This is a genomic window from Streptomyces sp. VRA16 Mangrove soil, assembly GCF_017377775.1.
In the GTDB taxonomy this organism is placed as follows: Bacteria; Actinomycetota; Actinomycetes; order Streptomycetales; family Streptomycetaceae; genus Streptomyces.
In genome coordinates this window covers 1-23,257 of record NZ_JAFVLN010000017.1, presented here as the reverse complement: position 1 = coordinate 23,257, position 23,257 = coordinate 1, and the positions used below count along the sequence as shown (strand labels likewise).

Genomic DNA, 23,257 nt, shown 5'->3' with positions numbered 1-23,257 from the left:
GCTCCGCCGAACGCGGCGCGTCCGGCATACGTGGCCGTCGCCGTGTCGTAACTCCCTTTGCCTCCGCCCGAGTTGGCGACGCGCAACACCGTTCCGTCGCCCGCGTCCTCGCCCGGCGCGGCGACGTGACGGGCGCGGCGACGAACGCCCCGTTCACGATCACCCACTCCGCCGGGACGACCGCCAAGTCGGTCGACCAGTCGAAGACTCCGGACACCTGGATCTCGCTCGGCTCCTATTCCTTCAAGGAGACCGGCACCCAGAAGATCACGCTCACCGACAACGCCAACGGCACGGTCGTGGCGGACGGCATCAAGCTGGTCCGCGCGAACACGGGCGAGGCCGACGCCGAGAAGAAGGACTTCACCTACACCTACGACGCCAACGGCCTCCTGAAGGAGGTGAAGGACCTCTCTCCGGGCGCGAAGGCCGACGCCTACGCGATGTCGTACGACGAACTCGACCAGCTCTCCAAGGTCGAGGAGAAGTCGGGCACGACCGTCAAGAACACGACGGCCCTGACCTACGACGCCAACGGCAACATCGACTCGACCACGCGCGACCTGACCTGGTCGCAGTTCGACTACGACGCCCGCGACATGGTCAACAAGATCACCAACGCGGACACGCCGTCGGCCGAGAAGAAGCTGATCACGCAGTTCACGTACACCGACCGCGGCCAGCCGCTGAAGCAGACCAAGCCGAACGGCAACACGGTCGACTACGGCTACTGGCTCAACGGCGCGGTGAAGTCGCAGAAGGAGACGACCAGCGGCGGCAAGCTGGTGGCCGGCCACGACCTGGAGTACGACGCCAACGGCAACCGCTCCAAGGACGTCGCCGACGTCATGAACGCCGACACGGCGGCGACGGTCACCACCACCTCGACGTTCGACTACGACCCGCAGGACCGCATCCAGAAGGTCACCAAGACCGGCAACGCGGCGGGCACGGAGACGTACAAGTACGACGGCAACTCCAACATCGTCGAGCAGACGACGGCGGCGGGCACCTCGCAGTCGGTCTACGACCGCAACCGCCTCCTGAAGACGACGACGGCGGGCGTCGCCTCCACGTACAACTACGACCCGCTGGGCCGCCTGGACACGGTCTCGTCGAACGGCGCGACGCAGGAGAAGTACACGTACGACGGCTTCGACCGCATCGCCAAGCACACGGCGGGCAGTGGCACGTCGGCCACGTCGACGACGTACACGTACGACGCCTTCGACCGCACGTCGACGGAGACCACCTCCGGCACGAACGGCAAGACGACGGCCTTCACCTACCTCGGCATGGAGGACAAGGTGCTGCGGGAGGAGGTCGCCGGCAAGGCGACCAAGTCCTACCAGTACGCGCCGTGGGGCCAGAAGCTCACCCAGATCAAGCACGCCACGGACGGGACGAAGGAGTACTCCCAGTTCACGTACCACCCCAAGGGTGACGTCGAGGCCGTCACGAAGGACGACGGCACGACGCGGGCGACGTACGGCTACACGGCGTACGGCTCGGACGACGAGAAGCAGTTCACCGGCGCCGACAAGCCCGACTCCGCCAACCCGGACAAGGACCCGTACAACGAGTACCGCTTCAACGCCCAGCGCTACGACGACGGTTCGGGCACGTACGACATGGGCTTCCGCAACTACGACCCGGGGCTCAACCGGTTCCTGACGCGGGACTCCTTCGGCGGTGCGCTCGACGACATGTCCCTGGCGACGGACCCGTACACGGGCAACCGGTACGCGTTCGCGGGCGGCAACCCGATCTCCTTCGTGGAGCTCGACGGCCACCTGTTCGGCATGGACATCTCCCTGTCGGACGTCGGCCACGCCGCGCTGGACGTGGCGGGCATGGTCCCGGTCATCGGCGAGGCGGCGGACGTCGCCAACGGCGTCTGGTACGCGGCCGAGGGGAACTACGCGGACGCCGCGATGTCGTTGGCGTCGGCGATCCCGGGTGCGGGCAATGCCGTGACCGCAGCGAAGTGGGCGAAGAAGACGTCCAATGCCGTCGATGCCGTCAAGAGCGGCGCCAAGGCCGGGAAGAAGGCGCTGGCCAAGGGCGCGAAGAAGGCAGGCAAGAAGGCCAAGAGCGCCGGTAAGAAGATCAAGGAAAAGGCCAAGGGGCTCGGTAAGAAGTCCTGCAAGAAGAAGAACAGCTTCATCCCCGGCACCATGGTGCTGATGGCCGACGGGTCCAAGAAGGCCATCGAGAAGGTCGCGAAGGGCGAGTACGTCGTCGCCGCTGACCCGGAGACCGGCAACCTGCAGGCTCGCGCGGTCGCCGACACCATCACCGGTGACGGACTCAACCACCTGGTCACGTTGACCGTCGACGCGGACGGCAAGCACGGCAAGGCCAAGCCGAGCACGATCACGGCGACGGCCAACCACCCCTTCTGGCTACCGGACTTCGGGCACTGGGCCGAGGCCGGCGAACTCGAACCAGGGATGTGGCTGCAGACCGCGGCCGGCACCTGGGTCCAGATCACCGCGATCGACGAGACCCATCGCGCCCAGCGGGTCCACAACCTCTCCGTCGAGGGGCAGGCCACCTATTACGTGGCCGCTGGAAGTACGTCGGCGCTCGTACACAACTCAGGCTGTCCGACAATTTCCAAGAGCGATGTAGAGCACCTGTACAACAGGGCTCGGTCGGTCTACGACGCCAGCGGCGGTGGTAACTCCACGGTTGCCGTCGCGCGCGTCTGGAACAAGAGCGCCGGCAAGGCGGAGGATTGGGTGGCCACGCACCATCCCGACCTGCCCGCGAAGGTGAAGAGCAGCATGGCCGGCGACGAGACGTACAAGTTCGGAGAAGGGCACGCCGAAGCGACGATCGTCGGCTCGCTGGGCGACGGCTATGAGCTGCTCGGAATTGCCTCAAGCACGCGTATGTGCCCCAACTGCTTCGACGCCGTACGTGATGTGCCTGGCATGGTGCAGACGAATGTTGGCCGAGGGGCAGCGGCTCCGCCTGACTACACGGGGTGGCGGACCGCAGTGAATCGCAGGTTCTGGACCGGCTCGTAACGGAACCGGACCATCGGCGGGGCGGGGGACAGGTGCTGAGCCCCCGCCCCGCGCGCCAGTAGAATTCGATTTTGTTGCCCTTCGCCGGGAGTTGGTCATGGTGTGGAAAGAATTGAAGAAAGCGGCGGAGTGTGGGGTTTTTCCGCTCTTGCGCACGCTTCCGCTGCTGGATGTTTTGGAATCGCCGATCGAGTCAGCTGTCCGGGAGGTTGTGGATTCCTTGCTGACAGGGGCGCCGATCCCCGAGGATGCTTTGATCCTGCTCGACGACTACAGGGGAGCGACAGCAGGTTTGAGCGATGTCGCACGTCCCGAATATTTGCAGTCCGAGATAGCGCTGGTCGCCGTGCAAATCGGCGAAGCCCGCTGGATGAAAAGGGAATCGCCCGTACACGTACATGCCTACGCGGAGACGGTGTGGCAGGTGTTCGACGCATGCCTGGCCAAGGCTCGCGGGGTGTCCGCCCTCACGCTGTCGAAGACGGGCCTCGCGGAGGTGGAGCGAGTCCGGCAGGAGGACGACGCCCGGGCTGTCGCAGAGGGAGAACTCGATCCCACGAAGCTCTCGGACCATCTCGATCTGCTGCGTGGAGGCTTCACGAGTGCGCGGGTGCGACTGGCTGAACTGGTGGCGGAGTGCGCCTGGCCGATTCCGGTCGACGGGCCGTGCGGTCGCCAGTGTGGCTGGCCGACGTGTGCGGTCGATGCAGGTGGTTGCGAGCGTCACCGCCGATTCCAGCAGACGCTGGCCGCTGAGTTGCGCAGAAGGCAGGGGGCCGAGCCGAAGACCTGGTACATGCAGGTGTGGTACTCGGCTTCTCGTGTTCCTGGGACACCGCGCGAGATCGTCAGTGAGATTGGCGCCGATGGCTATGAGCGGCGAAAGTTGGCGTATTACGATGACGAACGCGTTGAGTGGGTTGACGGCGAGGGTGGGGGAATTGGCCGGCTTGCGCTTGAAGAAGAGATGATCCTGTCGATGCGAGAGTTCCGTGACAGGGGCGGTTGCTCTGTCGAGGAAATCACTGGCGAGTATTTTCAGGCGTGCTGGGATGAAGCTCTGCGGAACCCTTCGCGCTCCTTCCTTGTGGAATAGTCGCCTGCTGAACGGTCCGGAGCCGACCTGCTCTGCGTACCCGAGCGACCAGCGCCCCGGAACAGTGGCGCAGATCGCATCCAGGTCCGCGCGGGTCCGGCCGCGGACGTGAAGCCAGCTGTGGGCGCCCAGGCCGTCCTGACGCAGCAGCTTGCCCGGGGCGGAGAACCAGCGCACGGGGGAGTCCTCGGGGCCGGTCCACAGCGGATGGTCTGGGAGCGGGACCCGTTGGAAGTGTGCGGGCACCGTATCCAGCAGTTCGGGCGGCAGTTCGCACGCGTTGTACAGCCGTCCTCCACCGCCGAACAGCGCCTCGCTCAGGACCAGTTCGACGCAGGCCGAGGACAGTCGCTCCAGGAACGGCAACCAGCCGTGCGGCGTCCGCACCAGCACCGGCGGATCGTCCCCGTCCCGGTCCAGGTCGCCGAGGCGCACGCCCCACACGGCGCAGCTCTGGTTCTCGTTGCGGAAGACGAGGACCCCGTCGGACCCGTCGTCCAGGTCGTCCACGAACATTTCGGCAGGCGGCAGCAGTGGGTCCTGAAGGGCGACCAGGTCCGCTGCTTCCCGGAGCTGAACATCGATGGCATGAAGTTCGGCGGAGTAGGCTACCGGGGTGGTAACGCGGACAAGACGCCTTACACCCTTTTCTGGTACGAAGGGCTTTGGCGAATGAAATCTGTCCCTCGTGAGAACGTTCACGAGTACGCAGTCGGCGATCTCCTCCGGATTCGGTGTGAGCCCGTTGATGTTGCAGTCTCGTCATCGACGACGGATCGGGTCTTCATCGAGTGGCCCTGGCGTGTAATTGATCAGGCGTCAGATGTGTCATGGGACGGAACGATTGGGTTCAGCAGGTATTCCGACGACAGTGAGTGGAGTAATACTCCATGGCGGTTTGAGCCGGATACTGCTGAACTCCGGGCCGGCGGGGCGGCGATGATGGGAATCCCGCCGACCGAGGTTCGGGTCACGGCTGTCGTGGAGTATGACGGTCCGGCCGACTTCGGCTGGAGTCCTCGGCCGACATGGGCCCTTGGAGTGTGTGCCGTCGAGGACCTCGGAGACGAAGAGGCGGGATACGTACTCCACCTCGACGCCGGCGAACCGATCGAGGTGGAAAGGATCGAACCGCTGCGGGAGCCGGTACGTGACGACTGACTGAAGGGTTGGCTGCCACGCGGAGTGGCAGCCAACCCTTCGTGCCCTCTTCGCCGAGGACCGGCACACAGGGAAGGGAACCTCGACTTCTCGTGGGCCGGCAAGCCCTTGGCGACGGACCCGTACACGGGCAACCGGTACGCGTTCGCGGGCGGCAACCCGATCTGGTGGGTACGTACACTCGGGCGGCCGGTCGGTTCGTGTTGTCGTGAGGAGGCAAAGGGTATGGCCGTACTGTTCGAGACCTGGAGTCCGACGTATGAGCGTCGGACGGTCAGCGTTCAGGAGGCGGTGCAGGCGTACCGGGAACTTCCGGTAAACACGTCGGCGGCATTCTCCTGGAACGACTGCGAGGAGGAGTGCCTCATCGTCGGTGTCGAGCCGGAGTTCTCCACGGTGACGATGGGGCGCGACCGGTCCTTCTGGAATCTCAGGATCTCCGAGGACGACGAGCCGGTCGAGATCCGGCTCGGGGCGGACGATCACATGTGGCCGAGAGGATGTGTCCTTCCTCGGGACATGGGGCTCGAACTGCTCCTGAAGGTCGACGAGTTCGACTCCCTGTTCCATGAGTACTCATGGGCCGAGGGATGATCCGGGGGCGTTGACCGAGAAGTGGGCTCCTGCCGCACCTGCGGCAGGAGCCCACCGAGTTCGGCCCGTTGCCACGTCGTACCGCCGTCGACGGTGGAAAAGAAGCAGGTTGATCACGCCGAATTGGTGATCAAAAATCAAGAAGGGTCATGCGTCAAGGTGGCACCCGCCCTTTCTTGCTCGAACACCCTGGACTCGCAGTTGGGTGGTAAAACGCTGAGGGTACACTGGCGTGACATAAACACGGGCGAGATGACGAGCCGTCTTTTCGGAAGTATTGGATGACGATCAAAGGGCTCGAGGTCCAGTTTCAACCCGAGCACACCAAAATTCCCGCGTTACTCGCCAGTGCGGATGGCGTGTACGCGTTCATCGACGCCTTGCTGAACGGGCAGCATGATCGCAATTGCGCCGTGGTCTATTCGCTTGATCGCCCGATGATGCCATCGGGGCATCGAGATCACGAGTTGGCGGTCGGGGTCGATAGGGTCGCCCAGGTGGGCGCACTGACCCTAGCGGCCGATGACGGTTGCGTATCGAAAGGCTCGTTGGATGGCCTGGCGCCGCGTGGGGCTACAGGGTGACGAAATAGACCGGCGAGAGGGGCTGTCTTGGCAGTGCAATGTGAAGCGCGTGAAGATTATGAGCGCGGAACCTGGTCAGCAGCCCCTCTCGAAGGCGTCGGTCCGCTCGGATTCTCCATGAGCCATGATGAGGTTCAGTGTGCAATAGGACCGACTATGCGTGCGGTCTCGTCACGCAAGGGTGCTTCGGGTCATGTGGTCAGTTCTGATTTCATTCTCGATGCTTCCAGTCCTTTGGCTCCAACTGTGGTGCTTTCCGTGTACTACGATGATCGTGGGGAGCTGGCCGCTGTTGCCATTGATGCGCGCAGTGGCCCCCAGGTGATTCTCGGTGAAATGCGCCTGGTTGGACGCGTTCCGTCCGAACTCGAATCGGAATTCTCGGAGTATCTGGAATCTCGTGGTCTCGATCTGCTTTATTCCCAGTACTGGGATCCCTCTTCCGAATTTCTTGGCATTGTTCTGAGGACTCAACGCGTCGACGATGTGGTGCTGACCCGTCCGGTCTTTGTATGCCGTGAATGGGCCGAGCGGTGCGGGGACGCGAGTGAGGGGCCTGTTCCCAGGACTGAATGGGGACGGCAGACGCGTTGAGGCAGGGCGATCTGCGGGGCTTTCCTCACGTAGGCAGGGCACTCCTGGCCACTCTCGCATTGCACCGGCTGTCCGCGTTCCCGATGAACTCTCGGTTTGCCGGACAACTGCCCGGGGCCAAGACCTATTTCGACAGGGCGCGCTCGTACTGCGACGCCGTGGCGAGGGGCAAGCCGACTTGGGTCGATCCTCTTGTTCTCCAGCAGGAGTACGAGGCTGTGGTGAAGGTGGACGGTGAGTACGTGGAGGAGCCCGATGGGCCCGAGTCGTGGTGCATGGATGCGCTGGACGTAGCGGAATACGCAGTTTCCGCCTGGCGGGACTCCGAGCGCAATCAGGAGGCTGTCCAGAACGCACTCGGCTCGCTGGAGTCGTTCGTCGACATGGTGGAGGAGATGAGTCCGCGCATGGATGGCGACGACTCAGCTCTCCTGCCTGTCCTCGAGGCCGAGCGGCAGGTGGCCGACTTCGCGGTGATACGTGCTGCGATGCGGATCGGTCCGCTGGAAGCGGCGAAGCTCGACGCGCTGTACACAGCGTCGCGTGAACTCGCCTTCCGCTACCGGGACAGGCTGCTTCTGGTGCCGTAGCTGGCACCTGTCGTGGTCTCCCTCAAGAGCCCCGCAGACGCAGTGTGTCTGCCGGGCTCGCCACGTGCGACGCGGATGAACCGATTGAGGTGGAATATTTCGAATCCCAAGAGTGGGCTTGCTTCGGCCTCGTGGATTCAGCTACGACGGCTGCGCACGCGTGAGTTGGCGCCCTTCTGTCATCAGGGCGTCAACTCGCGGGCCGACAGTGGGCGTAGGTGAGTACACGAGGTTGAGGGGACGGCAGGAGCCGGGAGAACCAGCCCGGCCGCAGTCCCCCCTGCCGTGGTCGGTGTATTTGCCACGGCCGGGGAGCTTGAGCGGGCGGGGCGCGCCGGGCGGCTGTCACGGTGTACCCCACCCGGGTTCTACGCCGATCCGCCGCTGTCGCTCACGTCGAGGTCGCTCATGATCGCGTCGAAGAGCTGGAACGCGGCCAGTTCGTAGCCCGTGTGCCCGGTCGGCCCCGCATGCTTGAGGCACCAGGGCCTTGTCCGCGTCGGCGATGTCGTCACAACGGGCCCCGCACGTCTGGCACTTGGCCACGATCCGCACCGCCATAGACGGCATGTCCCTGGCGACGGACCCGTACACGGGCAACCGGTACGCGTTCGCGGGCGGCAACCCGATCTCTTCGTGGAGCTCGACGGCCACCGTTGGCGTCGGCGATCCCGGGCGCGGGCAATGCGGTGACCGCGGCGAAGTGGGCGAAGAGCAGCTTCGTCCCCGGAACCAAAGTGCTGATGGCCGATGGCAAGAAGAAAGCCATCGAGGACGTCAGGAAGGGCGAGTACGTCGTCGCGGGCGACCCGGAGACCGGAAACCTTCAGACCCGGCGGATGATCACCCCCGTCAGCAGTGAGGGAAGCAAGCTCCTGGTCCGCCTGACAGTCGATGTCGACGGGACGAAGGGCGCGGCCAGGTCGAGCACCATTACGGCAACGGCCAACCACCCCTTCTGGCTTCCGGACTTCGGCAGGTGGGCCGAGGCGAGTGGTAGGCGCCTACTCTGAGCGAGTTCCGTGCAGCACGGAGGGGCATGAGTGCTCCGCGAGCATGGCCGGCTACCAGAATCTCGGAGACAATATCTCCTGGAGCCTAAATCCGGATGGAATCCGTAACGGAAAGAAGAATGCGGGAGCCATTGCGCGGGCCATGGGAATGTTCCGTGGTGGATCCCCTGGACTGCCGAGTTACGAGTGGACAGCGTAACGTCGCGGATCCGCTGGGATCGATGACATCGAAGTAGAGTTGACCGGCCGACAAGCGAGACGCCGGCCGGTCAATTTTTGACTCGGAATCGACTGTTTCGGATGGTTGATGGACAGGGATCTTCAGGAAAAGTTCGATGATTCCATCAGGCTCCCGTTGTGCGATCTGATGGGGCCGGAATTTCAGGCATCTCGAATCTCCCAGGACGCGAGCTGGGGGCTACCGGCCAGGGATGAGAAATGTCTTCGGCGCTACGGAGTGCCGGTGACGGAGGCTGGGGGTGGGCCGAACGGTGTGCAACTCGTAGGCGATGTTCAGACGGGGGTCGACCCGGAGATGGAATGGTCGACGGGTGCCGCTTACCGGCTTGGCCGTTACTGGAAACGAACGGTCGGGACGCTGGAAAGTGGTGTAGTGGTAGCAGTCTTCACGGGGGAGGGCGAGCGTGTTTCTTACGTGAACTCAACGGTGTGCGCCTTTGTTGAAACAGCCTGGCGTTGGAGTTACGCAAAGACGGCTTTGTCCGGGATGACTGGCGATCCGGATCAGCTCTATGACGATCTGGCACGCTTCTTCGAGCTCGCTTGCGCCATTGACCCGGAAGTCGGCGAGGAGACACGCTTCCGGTGGTGGGCCGGGATTGTGGCGGGGTGGTAATTCTCCAGTCCGTCGGCGCGGGCCCGGGGCGCGTCACACGTCCCGCACCCAGATCGCCATCCTTGGCGGCAGCTCCCAGGCGGTCTCGCGGGGCGGGGCCGGCCGCAGGGTGGTGATGATGCGGCGGCCGATCACCGTACGGGTCGGGCGGCGTGGGGTCCGGGTGCCGGGAAGGCGGGTGGCTGGCCTGTCTGTGCTGTCCGTCCTGTCTGTCATGCCGGACATCGTGCGATGCGCGCCCGCGTCCCCGCACCGAAACCCCGCAGGGGTGGTGTACCGATTTCCGATGCCCTGCGCAGGTAGGTACACCTACATCAGCGGGAGTTCGGCCTCCTGGTCCTCCTCGGCGCGCGGCCCGAAGATGCGCCGGTCCCCCTCCTCGATCGTGACGTCGTTGATGCTCGCCTCGCGCCGCCGCATGAGCCCCTGCGCGTCGAACTCCCACAGCTCATTGCCGTACGAACGCCACCACTGCCCGTCCGCGTCGTGCCACTCGTACTGGAACCGCACCGCGATCCGGTCGCCGTCGAACGACCACAGGCTCTTGCGCAGCGCGTACTCCCGCTCGCGCTCCCACTTGCGGGTGAGGAACGCGACGATCTCGTCCCGCCCGCTGACGAACTCGTCGCGGTTGCGCCACCGCGAGTCCGGTGTGTACGCGAGCGCCACGCGCTCGGGATCGCGGCTGTTCCACGCGTCCTCGGCGGCCCGGACCTTGCGTAGTGCGGTCTCGCGCGTGAAGGGCGGGTAGGGCGGGCGGCCCTCGGGCTGCTGCGACATGGCGCGCTCCTCGTACGGCGTCGGTGGAGAATCATCATTCTCCATGAGTTCGACTAATGTAGAGAACCGTCATTCTCTACGTCAAGCAGTCGAGGGAGCCCCGGATGCCCGCCCCCATCACCGAGGAACAGGCACACCGCGACCGGGAGTTGCTGCTCGACGCCGCCGAGCGGCTCTTCTACGAGCGGGGCATCCGGGCCGCCGGGATGGCCGACGTCCGCGCGGTCTCCGGGCTGCCGCTCAAGCGGATCTACGGGTTCTTCGCGACCAAGGAGGAGCTGGCCGTCGCCATGCTCAGGCGCCGCGACGAGCGCTGGCGCGGGAGCCTCGCCGCGCATGTCGAGGGGGTCGCGGACCCGCGCGAGCGCGTCCTCGCCGTCTTCGACTGGCTCGGTGCGTGGTTCGCCGAGCCCGGGTTCCGGGGCTGTGCCTGGATCAACGCGTACGGGGAGGCCGGGGCGACCTCCGAGGACGTCCTGGCCGAAGTGCGCGCCCACAAGCGGGAGTTCCGCGCGCAGATCGCGGGGTGGGCGGACGCCGCGGGGGCGGGGGCCGTCGCCGAGGCCGTCTTCCTGCTTGCCGAGGGGGCCATGGTCACCGCGGGCATCACCGGCGACCCGGCCCCGGCCCGCCATGCCCGGGACGCCGCCGACGCGCTGCTGCCCCAGCGGGGAACCACGGACGACCGCTGATCGTCCGGTACGGGCGTGACCGATGTGACTGATGAGACCCCTGAGACTCCCGAGACCTTCGAGACCGCCGAGACCGCCGAGACCCCCGAGCTCCCCGAAGACCACCGCGAACTGATCAACGATCTCTCCGGGATCGTCAGCGACTACCCGTACGTGGAACCGGAACTGGCCCTCACCGTCCTCGTCGACGCCGCCAAGGACGCCTTCGCCCCGGCCGCCGCCCCCGCCCCCGGCAGCCGGGCACTGCGCGAGCGGACCGGTTACGCCGTCCTGCTCTATGCCACCTGCTGGTACGTCTGCCACCGCCTCGCCGAAACGGGCGTCCCCGCCGCCTACACCGAGGCCGCGAACGCGCTGAGCGCCGCCCTCGCCCCGGCCGCCTGCGCCTGCGCCTGCGCCGACGGTCCGGGCTCCCACCCCAACGACCTCGACGACCCCGAGTACGTGGTGGAGGTCGGTGTCGCCCTGCTCTCGGAGGAGGGGCGGGCGTACTTCGCCGAGGAGTACGAGCCGGAGCCGGCGGAGATGGCCGCGTACGACTGTCCCGCGTTCCTCGACCATCTCGCCGGTGAGGTCAGGCTGGCCGTCAGTTCCGGCTGAGGGCGCGCGTCACTCCGGCCACCACCGCCGTGGTCAGCAGCCAGCCGACCGCGACCAGGCCGTAGGCGAGCCCCTGCACCCCCGCCTCGTGCCAGTGCCAGGCGCCGCTCTGCCCCAGGCCGCCGACCGGGACGAGCAGATCGACCGTGTACGCCACCGGGTTGAACGGCGGGCCCTCGCCCGGCTTGTTCGGTACGGGCGTGTGCGCGTCGAAGACGAGGGAGCCGAGCGCGATCAGCAGCGCCAGCCAGATCCCGGCGAGCCAGGGACGGTAGCCGTAGCCGACGGTCGCGTCGAGCAGCATGCCCCAGGCCCGGCCGAGCAGCGGCTGCTCCTCCCGTCGCCGCCGCTGCCGCTGGAGCAGCACCCGCCGCGCCTGGTCGTCGTGGCCCAACGCGCGGTAGTTCGCTGCGAGTTGCTCGTACGGCAGCGGGGTGTACTCATCGCTCAGGCGCAGCCACGCCAGCCGGTTCGTCACGTCCTCGCGACGGTACGCCGTCGTGGGTTCCAGCCAGTCGTACGTCGTCCCGTCCAGGCCGATCGCGGGCGGCCATGTCCGCAGGTCGTCCTGGAAGCGTCCGAAGTGCGCGTTGCGCAGATTCACGTACGAGGCCGGAGGGCGCGCGAACCGCAGGTCCAGGGCGTCCGCCCGCGCCCCGATACACATCAACGCCGAGCCGTGCCCGAGGAGTTCGGCGTCCTTGAAAGTCAGCAGGTCGTCGACCCGGGCGCCGCGCAGCCGGATCCGGCCGTTGGCCCGGAAGCCGCCGGACAGTCGTACGGTCGAGGCTGTCAGGTTGTCCCCGTTGAACGCGATCTCCTCCGGATCGGGCACCTCGATCCGGGCCCCGCGCATCCACAGCCCGCCGGGCAACTCCGCGCCGGGCACGAGGACTTGCCCGTACGCGACGAAGCCCTCCTCGCAGAAGACCCCGCCCCGCATGGCGAGCCCGCCCGCGTTCAGCGCGACGCCCTGCGAGGACGACAGCTGGGCCCGGTCGAGTCGCAGTCCGCCCGCGATGTGCGTGTGGATCAGGTTCACGGCGCCGCGCGGGCCGCCGCCGATCGTGGACCCGCGCAGATCCAGCCGCCCGCCCATCTGTGCGGTCGGCGCGATGAACCCGCCGGGCAGTTCGCAGTCGGTGACGGCGAACGCGAGCGTGCTCGCGCCCTCCAGCGTCAACGGCCCGTCGAACCTGCACCCCTCGAACCGCACGAGCCGCCCGATCTCGGCCCCGTCCAGCGCCAGCGCCCCGCGCACGTGAACGCCCCGCAACACGTACGGTTCCGCTCCCGCGTCCGGATCGAGGAGCGCGCGTCTGACTTCGGTGGCGTCTATGTGCCCGTCAGGCACGGGAGTTGATGAACGCGATCCAGGTCGTGGGGGAGACGGTGAGCACGGCTCCGGTGGCGGGGTCGTTCTTGGAGTCGCGGATGTGGACGGCGGAGGGGTGGGCGGCCACCTCTACGCAGTCGCCACCCTGGTCGCTGCTGTACGTGGACTTCCGCCAGTGGTAGGCGACTTCGAGGCAGTCGCCGCCCTGGCTGCCGCTGTAGCTGGACTTGAACCACGCGAGATCGGCGGTCGTGCGGTCGTGCGGTCGTGCTGCGGTGTTCATGAGGCTCCTAGCAGTCCGTCCAGCAGGCGCGCGCTCTCGTCGGGAGACAGCGCCTGTGACTGCAGCATTCCATACTTCAGATGCAGGTTGCTGATGTCCTTCGGATCATCCAGGACGTTGCTGACACGGTGCCCCTCGATGAAGGCGACGAAGTCGTGCTCGGGGTCCTCCAGCAGGACCATCGGGCCTGCGAGTCCGGCGTGCGGCCACTGCCTCGTCGGCATGATCTGCACGCCCATGCAGTGCAGTTGGCCGAGTTCCAGGATGCGGCGGTACTGCCCGCGCATCACCTCCGGGCCGCCGACCGGCTTGTGCAGCACGGCCTCCTCGATGATGAAGTGCGACGCCGGCGGGTGCTCCCGCTCCCAGATCAGCTGCCGCCCGATCCGGGCCGTGATCCAGTCCTCCGCCGTCTCGTGGGTGAGGGGCGGATAACTGGCGTCGAAGACCGCCCGCATGTACTCCGGCGTCTGGAGCAGGCCCGGCACCACCTGAGTCTGGTACGACAGGATCGTCAGCGCCTTCTCCTCGTACTCCACCAGGTCCGCCAGGATCGCCGGATACTTCTCTCGGGCCGGAATCTTGGCGACCGCCACCGCCAACGCCCCTTGAGTCCCGAAGAGTTCGTCGATCTGCTCCGCGAGCGCGTAGTCGACCGGCCGTCGGCCCTGCTCGATCGACGCCATCTTGTCGTAGCTGACGCACAACCGGTCGGCCAGCTCCGTCTGTGTCATGCCCGCGCGCTTACGGTAGTTGGCGATCTGCGCGCCGATCGCGTGCCACGAGGTCACCTGCTTCTTCATACGCACACCGTTCCCGTACCGACCTCGCGCCGACCGGAGCGGACTCGTACAAATCCAGTTGTACGAGTAGCCACGCTGCTCCCGAGCAACTCCGAGGACGGAGCGGGCGACGTCGTACGGGTCGAGGTGCACGACAGCGGAGGCGGCACCGCCGCGCCGAGAGAGCCGCAGGGGGAGCACGGCCGGGGTCTGCGCCTCGTGGCCGCGCTCGCCGACAAGTGGGGCGTCGGGGAGCGCGACCCCGGCAAGATCGTGTGGTGCGAGTTCGCGGGGAACCGGGCGGCACCGGCGTTGTCGGACCCGGCGGTCACGTTGGGCGCATGACCTCAGGCGAGCTCTTGGTGCGGCCCAGCCCGGGGCGCGGGGCGCGGGCCCCGCTCGTTCACGGGCGCAGAGACGTCCGGTCCCCGGGCCGCTCCACCTCCGGCGCCGGCCGAGCCTTCGGCACCTGCGTCCCCTCCCCGTACATCCACCGCGACAGCGCCACCCGCAACCGCTGCGCGCGCCGCACCCGTCGTCGTACGCCGTGCTCGTCCTGCGCCGGGAGCGGCTCAAGGGCCTTCGGCTGCTCGTGCTGCGTGAGGCGGAACAGCTCGCCCCGCTCCAGCGGCTCGTGGACCTCGACGAACTCGCCGTGCGGGAGCCGCTTCACGATGCCGGTCTCGCGTCCGTGCAGTACCTTCTCCCGGTCGCGGCGCTGGAGCCCGAGACAGATCCGCTTCGTGACGACGAACGCGAGCACCGGGCCCGCGAACAGCGCCACCCGCGCGAACCAGGTGATCGCGTTCACGGAGAGGTGGAAGTGCGTGGCCCACAGGTCGTTGCCGCCCGCCGCCATCGCGACCAGGAAGCCGGTCAGCCAGGCCACCCCGAGTCCCGTCCGCACGGGACGGTTGCGCGGGCGGTCCAGGAGATGGTGCTCGCGGCGGTCGCCCGTGATCCACGACTCCACGAACGGATACACCCCGATCAGCACCAGCCAGAGGGGGAAGGCGACGAGCGGGACGAAGATGCCCAGGTTCACCGTGTGGCCCCAGACCACGAACTCCCACCCCGGCATCACCCGCACCAGGCCCTCCGCGAACCCCAGGTACCAGTCCGGCTGCGCGCCCGTGGAGACCTGGTCGGGGCGATAGGGGCCGTACACCCACACCGGGTTGATGGACGCGACCGCCGCGATCACCGTCACCACACCGAAGACCAGGAAGAAGAAACCGCCCGCCTTGGCCACGTAGTTGGGGAAGAAGGGTTCACCGACCACGTTGCGCTCGGTCTTTCCGGGGCCGGGGAACTGCGTGTGCTTGTGGTAGAAGACCAGGATCAGGTGGGTGACGACGAGCGCCAGCATGATGCCGGGCAGCAGCAGGATGTGGATCGAGTAGAAGCGGGCCACGATGTCGTGCCCGGGGAACTCGCCGCCGAAGAGGAAGAACGACAGATACGTCCCGACGATCGGGACCGACAGCGTCATGCCCTCGATCAGGCGCATGCCCGCGCCGGAGAGCAGATCGTCGGGGAGCGAGTAGCCGAGCAGGCCCTCGAAGAGCGCGAGGAACAGCAGCAGCCAGCCGAACAGCCAGTTCAGCTCGCGCGGCTTGCGGAAACTGCCCGTGAAGAAGTGCCGCATCATGTGCGTGAACATCGCCGCCACGAAGATCAGCGCGGCCCAGTGGTGGATCTGCCGGATGAGCAGCCCGCCCCGCACGTCGAAGCTGAGGTCGAGCGTGGACGCGTACGCCTCGGACATCCGGATGCCCTTGAGCGGGACGTAACTGCCCTGGTACGTCACCTCGTTCATCGACGGATGGAAGAAGAGGGTGAGGTAGACGCCGGTGAGGATCAGGACGATGAAGGTGTAGAGGCAGATCTCGCCCAGCAGGAACGACCAGTGGTCGGGGAAGACCTTGCGCAGGTACTTGCGGCCGAGACCGTGGATCCCGAGCCGGCCGTCCGCCCAGTCGGCCATGCGCTCGCCCCTCGTGGGCGTCTGTGTCGGCATCGCGAACCTCCCATGAGTGCTCACGGGTACGACCGGACAGGGCGGGCCGAATGTGACACGAAAGCAGTGTTACGTGGGTCACAGAGTGCGGTCGGCCGGTTCGGTTGTGTGTTGAACCGCTGGCGGTTTCCGGTGCCCTACTCGCTCGTAGCGCGGAAGTACGGGTCCGACGTGTCGACCTTGATCACCCTAAGCCGGACATGGCGCGGGAAGAATCTGGTCAAGTGTCGAAAGTGCTCCCATCCCGCGCATGGACGGTCATGAACGGGCAATGATCGCCGTGGCGTTCACACGCTGCACATCAATCACATGCGTTACACACAGATGCGTGAAGGAGCTGATGTCGATGAAGAAGCAGACGCAGGAAGCCAAGAAGAGCTACGCGAAGCCCGCGATGGTCAAGCAGGGCGACTTCACCAAGGTGACGGCCGGCTACTTCGTCGGCTCGTACAAGGAGTGGATCGTCCGCCGGATCGTCTGACGTCTCGTCACGACCCTTTGCCGCAACGACAGATGTGAACGTGACCGAGGAATAACGTGACCGAGGAATGGTGAAGATGCCCGGCCGCCCGCCGTCCGTACAGCCGCCCCACGCCGGCGACTGCTTCGTCGTTCTGCCGGACAACCCGGTGGGACAGGCGGCGGCCGGACGTCTTCCCGCCGAAGGGGCCGCGGGCTCCGGCGCCCTCGTGCTCCGGTACCCGTCCGGCCGGCCCTGGCTCGTCGCCCGTACGCCGCTGCGCCGGATCAGCACCGCGCGGCGCGGCCAGGACGCCGTCGCCGTCATCGGGGCCGGTGCTCCGGTGGACGGCCTCGACGCCGACCTCGCCGCCGCCCGTGACAACGGCGCGCTGCACGACCGGCTCGCCCGCCGCCTGCCGGGTGTCCATCACGTCATCTCCCGGGTGGGAGGCGAGAGTTGGGTGCGCGGGACCGCGACCGGACTGCGCCGCGTGTACGCGGCCGAGGCCGGGGGAGCAGGCGAAGGAGCGGCCGGGGCAGCCGCCGGGGGATGGGTCGCGTCCGACCGGCCCGCCGTCCTCGCCCACCTCACCGGCGCCGCGCTCGACGACACCGCGCTCGCCCTGCGCCTCCTCGACTTCGTCCCGCACCCGCTCAGTGGACGGCCGCTGTGGCGGGGCGTCACCGAGACCCACCCGGAGCACGCGCTCGTACTGTGCGCCGACGGCGGGCGGGCGCAGCGCCGCTGGTGGCACGCACCCGAGCCCGAACTCCCGCTCCACGAGGGCGCGTCGGCGCTCGGCGCGGCCCTCGACGCCGCCGTCCGCGCCCACGTCACCGGCCGCCCCCGCGTCAGCTGCGAACTCTCCGGCGGCCTCGACTCGACCTCGCTCACCTTCCTCGCCCGGCACGCCGCACCCGACGCCCGCCTCGACCTGATCACCGTGGCGTCCCGCGAGAGCCACGCCGAGGACGAGACCTGGGCGCGCCGCGCCGTGGAACTGACCGACGGCACCGGCGTCGCCCACCACCTCGTCCCCGCCCACGAGGCCCCCCTCTTCTACGCCGGGGTCGCCGACCCGCCGGGCCCCGGCGACATCCCCACCGACGAACCGCTGCCCGTCGCCCCGGCCCGCGCCCGCGCCCTGCTGCCCCTCACCCGGGCCGCCGCCCTCGGTTCCGGCTGCCACCTCACCGGCTACGGCGGCGACGAACTCTTCATGGCGCTGCCCACGGTCGCCGCCGACCTCTTCCCCCGCCACCCGCTGGCCGCCTGGAACCGCGTCGGCGCCGTACGCCACCAGCTCGGCTGGCCGCTCATCGGCACCCTCCGCGCCCTTTTCACCCGCCCCTCCTTCCGTACGTGGCTGGCGGGCGCGGTGTCGGACACGGCGGCGCCCCCGACGACCCGCACCCCCCAACTGGGCTGGGGAGTCGTCCAGTCCCTGCCGCCCTGGCTGACCGACGACGCCCGCACCCTCATCCGCGACGCCTTCCGGGAGGCGGCCCGCGCGGGCGCCCGGCCCTTCGCCGCCCGCCCCGGACGCCACCTCGACCTCGACACCGTGCGCATCGGCGCCCGCCACTTCCAGGCGATGGAGGACCACGGCCTCGGCCTGGGACTGCCGGTCGCGGCGCCCCTGTACGCCGATCACGTCCTGGAGGCGACCCTGTCCGTCCGCCTCGCCGACCGGATCGACCCCGGCCGCTACAAACCGCTGCTCGCCGAGGCCGTGCGCGGGGTCGTGCCCGCGCCGCTCCTCGCCCGCACCACCAAGGACCACATGAGCGGCGACATCGTGCAGGGGCTCGTTCGACACGGCGACGAACTCGGCCGGCTGTGGGAGCCGGGCGGCTCCCGCCTCGCCGCCCTCGGCCTCGTCGACGCGGACCGGCTCACCGACCTCGCCGCCGACCCGTACTCCCCGCTCCACACCCGCTGGTCCATCGACGCGGCGGTCTCCTGCGAGATGTGGCTGCGCGCCACCGAACCCGCCGAAGGAAAGGTGCTGACCCCGTGAAGCTCAAGGACGGCATCGCCGTGACCCGGACCGACTACGGCGGCGTACTCCTCGACCAACGAGGCGGCGCCTACTGGCAGTTGAACGACTCCGGCACCCTCATCCTCACCACCCTCACCGAGGGCCACGACCTGGCGACGGCGGTCGACCGCCTCGTCGAGGCCTACGACATCGACCGCGCCCGCGCCGAGGCCGACGTCGCCGAACTCGCCCAGCAGCTCGTCGACGCCGAGATGGCCACGCCATGAGCACCGAGATGACGATGCCGCGGCCGGGCGCCACCCGCGGCCCGCGCACCCGCCTCGCCGTCGCCCTGGCCTTCCCGCTGGCCCGCCTGCGCCCGGACCGGTTGCGCCGCACCCTCGCGTTCCTCGCGCGCGGGGCGCGCCCGGCCACGTACGACGAAACCCTCGCTGCCTACGACTCCGTGGTCACCACCAGCCGCCGCTGCGCGGGCTGGTACGGCTGCCTCCCGCGCTCGGTGTCCATCGCCCTGCTGTGCCGCACGAAGGGCACCTGGCCCACCTGGCACGCGGGCGTCCGCACCGCCCCGCCGTTCGCCCCGCACGCATGGGTGGAGGCGGAGGGACGCCTGGTGGGGGAGCGGGGAGAGGCGAGCGAGTACGCCCCCCTGATGACAGTGATGACAGTGGGGGGCGCCTCGTAAGAGGTACGGGGAACGGCGCGAGCAACCACGGACAACCCGCACCCGGCGACGAGAGCCGAAGCCCCACGGCGACCGACCGAACCGAAAGCCTTCCCGCACATGCCCACAGACCTCCGCGGACTCCTCGCCCACGCGGCCCCGCACAAAGCCCCGCTGATCGCCGGAGGCACCCTCGCCCTGGCGGGCTCGGCGGCGGGCCTTGCCATGCCCTGGACGGCCAAGTACGCGGTACAGGCCTTCGCGGAGAACCGCTCACCGGCCCCGGCCCTGGCCCTGCTCACCCTGGTCGTCCTGGCGGGCGCCGCCCTCACGGCGACCGGCACCTACCTGATGTCCCGCACCGGGGAAGCCGTCGTCCTGGCGGCCCGCGAACGCCTCGTCGCCCGCATGCTCCGCCTCAAGGTCGCCGCCGTCGACCGCCTCACCCCCGGCGACCTCCTCACCCGCGCCACCGGCGACACCACCCTGCTGCGCACCGTCCTGTCCCGCTCCCTCGTGGAGTCGGCGAACGGCGCCCTCACCCTCGTCGGCACGCTCGTCCTCATGGGCGTCATGGACTGGTTCCTGCTGCTGGTCACCGTGGTGGTCCTGGCCCTCGTCGCGGCGGCCATGACGCTCCTGATGCCCCGCATCAAGAAGGCCCAGCACCAGGCCCAGGAAGCCGTCGGCGCGATGGGCGCCCACCTCGACCGTGCCCTCCAGTCCTTCCGCACGGTGAAGGCGAACGGCGCCGAGGACCGCGAGGAGACCGCCGTCACCGACGCCGCCCGCCGCGCCTACGGCAAGGGCCTCACAGTGGCCCGCTGGACGTCCGCCTCGGACGTGTCGATGCTGATGTCGGTCCAGGTGGCGTTCCTGTGTGTGCTCGGCGTGGGCGGGGCCCGCGTCGCGTCCGGCGCCCTCGACCTGTCGAACCTCATCGCCTTCCTCCTCTACCTCTTCTACCTCGTGGCGCCGCTCGGCCAGCTGACGGAGGGCTGGGTCGGCCTGAACACCGGCCTGGCGGCGATCGCGCGCATCGAGGAGATCGAGAACCTGCCGGGGGAGAGCGCCGAACTCCCCTCCGGGACAAGCGAGTCGGGACCGGTGGCGATCACCTTCACCGACGTCACCTTCGGCTACGACGACGACCGCGCCCCCGCCCACGACGGCCTCACCTTCACCGCCCCGGCCGGCGGCCTCACCGCGCTCGTCGGCCCCTCGGGCGCCGGCAAGTCCACGGTCTTCGCCCTCCTGGAACGGTTCTACGACCACGACGGCGGCACCCTCACCGTCGACGGCCGCGACATCCGCGACTGGCCGCTCGCCGAACTGCGCGCATCCGTCGGCTACGTCGAGCAGGACGCCCCCGTCCTCGCCGGCACCCTGCGCGACAACCTCCGCTACGCCGCCCCCGACGCCACGGACGACGACATCGCCGACGCCGTCACCCGCACCCGCCTCGACGACCTCCTCGCCCGGCTCCCCGAAGGACTCGACACCCCCGTCGGCCACCGCGGCGTGCTGCTCTCCGGCGGCGAACGCCAACGCGTCGCCATCGCACGGGCGTTGCTGCGCCGCCCCCGGATCCTGCTGCTCGACGAGGTCACCGCCAACCTGGACGCCGTCAACGAACAGCATCTGCGCGACGTCATCCGCGGCCTGACCCCGCACACCACCGTCCTGGTCATCGCGCACCGCCTGTCGACCGTCGTCGACGCGGACCGCATCGTCGTCCTCGAAGCCGGCCGCACCCGCGCGCAGGGGACCCACCCCGAACTGACCGAACAGGACGCGCTGTACGCCGAGTTGGCGGCCACCCAGCTCATGGGTCAGGGCGCCTCCGGCGCCGCCGTCACTGCCCGACGCTGACCAGCCCCGTCTCGTACGCGGCGATCACGGCCTGCACCCGGTCGCGCAGGGACAGCTTCGCCAGGATGCGGGCCACATGGGTCTTCACGGTGGCCTCCGAGAGGTGGAGGCGGGCGGCCAGCTCGGCGTTGCTCAGGCCCCGGGCCAGGAGGGTGAGCACCTCCAGCTCGCGCGGGGTGAGGGAGTCCAGGTCGCGGTGCGGGACGGACACGCCGTCGTCGGCGCGGTGGGCGAACCGCTCGACGAGACGGCGGGTGATCGCGGGGGCGAGCAGGGCGTCGCCGGTGCGGACCATGCGGACGGCGGCCGTGAGGTGTTCGGGCGTGACGTCCTTGAGCAGGAAGCCGCTGGCCCCGGCCGCGAGCGCCGCGTACACGTAACGGTCGAGGTCGAACGTGGTCAGGATGAGGACGCGGGGCGCCCGCTCCGGGTCGCCGTCGGCGAGGATGCGGCGGGTCGCCTCCAGGCCGTCCACCTCCGACATCCGAATGTCCATCAGGACCACGTCGGGGCGGGTGCGGCGGACGGCGGCGACGGCCTCGTCGCCGTTCACCGCCTCGGCGACCACGTCGATGCCGTCGGCACCGAGGATCAGCCGGAACCCGGTGCGGACGAGGGTCTGGTCGTCGGCGAGCACGACTCTGAGCGGGGCGGTCACGAAGTCTCCATCGGTGTCGGCAGCGGGATGCGGGCCTCGACGCGGTAGCCGCCGGTGACGCGGGCGCCGGTGTGCAGAGTGCCGTCGTACACGGCGAGCCGCTCGCGCAGCCCGATCAGCCCCCGGCCGTTGCCGGCCGCTGCGCTCGGTGCGGCGGTGCCGCCCGTGTCAGTGATCCTGACGCACAGCGCGCCCGGCGTGTGCTCGACGACGACGGCCGCGCGGGCGCCGCTGGCGTGCTTGACCGTGTTGGTGAGGGCTTCCTGGACGACACGGTAGGCGGTGAGTCCGATGCCCGGCGGGATCCCCGGCGCCGCGGGTGGGCCGGTCACCGTCAGTTCGACGGGCAGACCGGCCTGCCGCAGCCGTTCGACGAGGGCCGGGACGTGATCGAGGCCGGGCTGCGGGGCGAGGTCGCCGGTGGCGTCGTCCGGCTCGTCCGCGCCCGTCCCGTCCGGGGTCAACAGGCCCATCACATGGCGCAGTTCGGTCATCGCGGCGCGGCCGCCCGCCTCCACGGCGAGCAGGGCCTGCGTCGCGGCGCCCGGGTCGCGGGTGAGGACCGTACGGGCGGCGCCCGCCTGGATCACCATCACGCTCACGTTGTGCGTGACGACGTCGTGCAGCTCACGGGCGATCCGCGCCCGCTCGTCGGCGACCGCCGCCCGCAGCGCCTCGGCCTGCTCCCGCTCCAGGGCGGCGAGGCGCGAGGCGCCCTCGTCGCTGCGCACGCGCCAGCTGCGCAGCCCGTTGGCGATCAGCGCGATCGGGATCAGCACCAGGAGCGGCGCGAACTGGTCCGGGATGATGTTGCCGGTGTTCTGCTTCCAGGCGAAGCTCACCAGGATCATCGCCACCGGCAGGCTGAGCAGCGTCGCGCGCCGGTGCGGGCTGTGCGCCGTGGCGGTGTACACGGCGATCGCCAGGGCGTAGAAGGTCAGCCGGGGGGAGTCGCCGGGGATCAGGGCGGTCGCCGCGATCACCGTCCACAGCACGGCGAGCGGAAAACGGCGGCGCAGCGCGAGGGCGAACGACGCCAGCAGCGCGAGGCTCAGCCAGATCCAGACCGGAGCGCCCGGCCCTTCCGGCGGCACCCCGGCGACGATGACCCCGGACGGGTCCCAGGGCGGCGGGACCGGCCCGTCACCGTTGGCCGTGTACGTGTCCCCGGCGTGCTTGACCGCGTAGAACACACAGGCCAACGCCATGACGAGCGCCAACAGCCCGTCCCGCACCAATTCACGCCGCACCTCCTCCGACCACCCGCCCCAACCCACCACACCCTCACCCCACCGCCCCGGCCACCTCGACCAATCCGCCACCCGCCCCGGCCGCCTCGGGCGATCTCCCGCCCGCCCCCGCCGCCTTGGGCAATCTGCCGCCTGGGGCGGCAGGGTGGGCAAGGCGGCACCCCGGCGCCGGGCAGGCGCTTCAGCAGGCCCCCGCCCACGGCCCCGCACCCCGGCCACGGCCCCGGTCACGGCCCCGCCCACGGCATCCCGCACCCACCGCACCACCGACGCCGACCCGGACCACATGCGCCCCACCCCGCCTCACCTCCACCCCCGCCGTCGGCCCATTC

The 23,257-nt window shown here is 68.9% G+C and carries 25 protein-coding genes and 1 pseudogene; 17 read left to right on the top strand and 9 right to left on the bottom strand.

Annotation, left to right across the window (positions count from 1 at the left end; genetic code table 11):
• The first annotated feature begins 125 nt into the window (after positions 1-125).
• The 7 genes from J3486_RS34345 (at position 126) to J3486_RS34315 (ending at position 7,654) form a co-directional block, all read left to right on the top strand.
• Positions 126-3,035 carry an RHS repeat-associated core domain-containing protein gene (locus J3486_RS34345; protein ID WP_307805055.1) on the top strand — a complete coding sequence of 970 codons (2,910 nt, stop codon included), beginning with the start codon at positions 126-128 and terminating at the stop codon, positions 3,033-3,035.
• Positions 3,036-3,132: 97 nt separating this feature from the next.
• Entirely contained in the window at positions 3,133-4,131 is a 999-nt protein-coding gene (locus J3486_RS34340; protein WP_207827651.1) for a hypothetical protein, read from the top strand.
• 372 nt (positions 4,132-4,503) lie between these two features.
• Positions 4,504-5,292, top strand: coding sequence for a hypothetical protein (locus J3486_RS34335; protein ID WP_207827649.1), 789 nt, complete (start codon positions 4,504-4,506; stop codon positions 5,290-5,292).
• 24 nt (positions 5,293-5,316) lie between these two features.
• The gene (locus J3486_RS34330) at positions 5,317-5,886 is read left to right on the top strand and encodes a hypothetical protein (protein WP_207827647.1); all 570 of its coding nucleotides are present in this window, start codon (positions 5,317-5,319) and stop codon (positions 5,884-5,886) included.
• Positions 5,887-6,167: 281 nt separating this feature from the next.
• A complete protein-coding gene (locus J3486_RS34325; RefSeq protein WP_207827645.1) occupies positions 6,168-6,470 on the top strand; it encodes a hypothetical protein in 303 nt (100 codons plus the stop codon).
• Between the two features lie 156 nt (positions 6,471-6,626).
• Positions 6,627-7,064, top strand: coding sequence for a hypothetical protein (locus J3486_RS44470; RefSeq protein WP_229379074.1), 438 nt, complete (start codon positions 6,627-6,629; stop codon positions 7,062-7,064).
• Positions 7,043-7,654, top strand: a complete 612-nt coding sequence (locus J3486_RS34315) for a hypothetical protein (protein WP_207827643.1) — start codon at positions 7,043-7,045, stop codon at positions 7,652-7,654. Before J3486_RS44470 ends, J3486_RS34315 begins: the two co-directional genes overlap by 22 nt.
• Positions 7,655-8,022: 368 nt before the next feature.
• Here J3486_RS34315 and J3486_RS34310 read toward each other — a convergent pair whose 3' ends face one another.
• Positions 8,023-8,169: a hypothetical protein gene (locus J3486_RS34310; RefSeq protein WP_207827641.1), complete on the bottom strand. Its 147-nt coding sequence runs from the start codon at positions 8,167-8,169 to the stop codon at positions 8,023-8,025.
• A 141-nt stretch (positions 8,170-8,310) separates the two neighbouring features.
• Between J3486_RS34310 and J3486_RS34305 the strand changes: the two genes are divergently transcribed.
• Together J3486_RS34305 and J3486_RS34300 are read left to right on the top strand one after the other, a co-directional pair.
• A complete protein-coding gene (locus J3486_RS34305) occupies positions 8,311-8,667 on the top strand; it encodes a Hint domain-containing protein (protein WP_207827639.1) in 357 nt (118 codons plus the stop codon).
• 307 nt (positions 8,668-8,974) lie between these two features.
• On the top strand, positions 8,975-9,523 hold the full coding sequence (locus J3486_RS34300; RefSeq protein WP_207827638.1) for an SUKH-4 family immunity protein: 549 nt from the start codon (positions 8,975-8,977) through the stop codon (positions 9,521-9,523).
• Positions 9,524-9,556: 33 nt separating this feature from the next.
• Here J3486_RS34300 and J3486_RS34295 read toward each other — a convergent pair whose 3' ends face one another.
• Positions 9,557-9,739, bottom strand: coding sequence for a hypothetical protein (locus J3486_RS34295; protein WP_207827636.1), 183 nt, complete (start codon positions 9,737-9,739; stop codon positions 9,557-9,559).
• Between the two features lie 93 nt (positions 9,740-9,832).
• Complete coding sequence (locus tag J3486_RS34290; RefSeq protein WP_207827634.1) at positions 9,833-10,303, bottom strand: nuclear transport factor 2 family protein; 471 nt, start codon at positions 10,301-10,303, stop codon at positions 9,833-9,835.
• Between the two features lie 104 nt (positions 10,304-10,407).
• Between J3486_RS34290 and J3486_RS34285 the strand changes: the two genes are divergently transcribed.
• The gene (locus J3486_RS34285; protein ID WP_207827632.1) at positions 10,408-10,995 is read left to right on the top strand and encodes a TetR/AcrR family transcriptional regulator; all 588 of its coding nucleotides are present in this window, start codon (positions 10,408-10,410) and stop codon (positions 10,993-10,995) included.
• Between the two features lie 15 nt (positions 10,996-11,010).
• The gene (locus tag J3486_RS44820; protein ID WP_207827630.1) at positions 11,011-11,595 is read left to right on the top strand and encodes a hypothetical protein; all 585 of its coding nucleotides are present in this window, start codon (positions 11,011-11,013) and stop codon (positions 11,593-11,595) included.
• Here J3486_RS44820 and J3486_RS34275 read toward each other — a convergent pair.
• The 3 genes from J3486_RS34275 to J3486_RS34265 form a co-directional block, all read right to left on the bottom strand.
• Positions 11,582-12,874 (bottom strand): oxidoreductase, encoded by a 1,293-nt coding sequence (locus J3486_RS34275; protein ID WP_207827628.1) that lies wholly within the window; start codon positions 12,872-12,874, stop codon positions 11,582-11,584. The two genes, J3486_RS44820 and J3486_RS34275, sit on opposite strands and share 14 nt — an antisense overlap.
• 67 nt (positions 12,875-12,941) lie before the next feature.
• Positions 12,942-13,214: a DUF397 domain-containing protein gene (locus J3486_RS34270; protein WP_207827626.1), complete on the bottom strand. Its 273-nt coding sequence runs from the start codon at positions 13,212-13,214 to the stop codon at positions 12,942-12,944.
• Positions 13,211-14,017, bottom strand: a complete 807-nt coding sequence (locus J3486_RS34265) for a helix-turn-helix transcriptional regulator (protein ID WP_207827624.1) — start codon at positions 14,015-14,017, stop codon at positions 13,211-13,213. Before J3486_RS34265 ends, J3486_RS34270 begins: the two co-directional genes overlap by 4 nt.
• A 114-nt stretch (positions 14,018-14,131) precedes the next feature.
• Here J3486_RS34265 and J3486_RS45285 point away from each other — a divergent pair.
• Positions 14,132-14,341 (top strand): annotated as a pseudogene (locus J3486_RS45285) (ATP-binding protein); the annotation flags it as partial.
• A gap of 58 nt (positions 14,342-14,399) precedes the next feature.
• Here J3486_RS45285 and J3486_RS34255 read toward each other — a convergent pair.
• Positions 14,400-15,983: a cytochrome bc complex cytochrome b subunit gene (locus J3486_RS34255; RefSeq protein WP_207827622.1), complete on the bottom strand. Its 1,584-nt coding sequence runs from the start codon at positions 15,981-15,983 to the stop codon at positions 14,400-14,402.
• Positions 15,984-16,362: 379 nt separating this feature from the next.
• Between J3486_RS34255 and J3486_RS34250 the strand changes: the two genes are divergently transcribed.
• From J3486_RS34250 to J3486_RS34230, 5 genes are all read left to right on the top strand, one after another.
• On the top strand, positions 16,363-16,497 hold the full coding sequence (locus J3486_RS34250; RefSeq protein WP_207827840.1) for a keywimysin-related RiPP: 135 nt from the start codon (positions 16,363-16,365) through the stop codon (positions 16,495-16,497).
• Positions 16,498-16,564: 67 nt separating this feature from the next.
• Positions 16,565-18,499: an asparagine synthase-related protein gene (locus J3486_RS34245; RefSeq protein ID WP_207827620.1), complete on the top strand. Its 1,935-nt coding sequence runs from the start codon at positions 16,565-16,567 to the stop codon at positions 18,497-18,499.
• A complete protein-coding gene (locus J3486_RS34240; RefSeq protein ID WP_207827618.1) occupies positions 18,496-18,747 on the top strand; it encodes a lasso peptide biosynthesis PqqD family chaperone in 252 nt (83 codons plus the stop codon). The genes J3486_RS34245 and J3486_RS34240 overlap by 4 nt, the downstream gene beginning before the upstream one ends.
• The gene (locus tag J3486_RS34235) at positions 18,744-19,166 is read left to right on the top strand and encodes a lasso peptide biosynthesis B2 protein (protein ID WP_207827616.1); all 423 of its coding nucleotides are present in this window, start codon (positions 18,744-18,746) and stop codon (positions 19,164-19,166) included. The genes J3486_RS34240 and J3486_RS34235 overlap by 4 nt, the downstream gene beginning before the upstream one ends.
• Positions 19,167-19,265: 99 nt before the next feature.
• Positions 19,266-21,017, top strand: coding sequence for an ABC transporter ATP-binding protein (locus J3486_RS34230; RefSeq protein WP_207827614.1), 1,752 nt, complete (start codon positions 19,266-19,268; stop codon positions 21,015-21,017).
• Here the strand turns inward: J3486_RS34230 and J3486_RS34225 are convergent.
• Together J3486_RS34225 and J3486_RS34220 are read right to left on the bottom strand one after the other, a co-directional pair.
• Positions 21,001-21,675 (bottom strand): response regulator transcription factor, encoded by a 675-nt coding sequence (locus J3486_RS34225; RefSeq protein WP_207827612.1) that lies wholly within the window; start codon positions 21,673-21,675, stop codon positions 21,001-21,003. The genes J3486_RS34230 and J3486_RS34225 overlap by 17 nt on opposite strands.
• Positions 21,672-22,925, bottom strand: coding sequence for a histidine kinase (locus tag J3486_RS34220; RefSeq protein WP_307805053.1), 1,254 nt, complete (start codon positions 22,923-22,925; stop codon positions 21,672-21,674). Before J3486_RS34220 ends, J3486_RS34225 begins: the two co-directional genes overlap by 4 nt.
• Positions 22,926-23,257 lie beyond the last annotated feature (332 nt).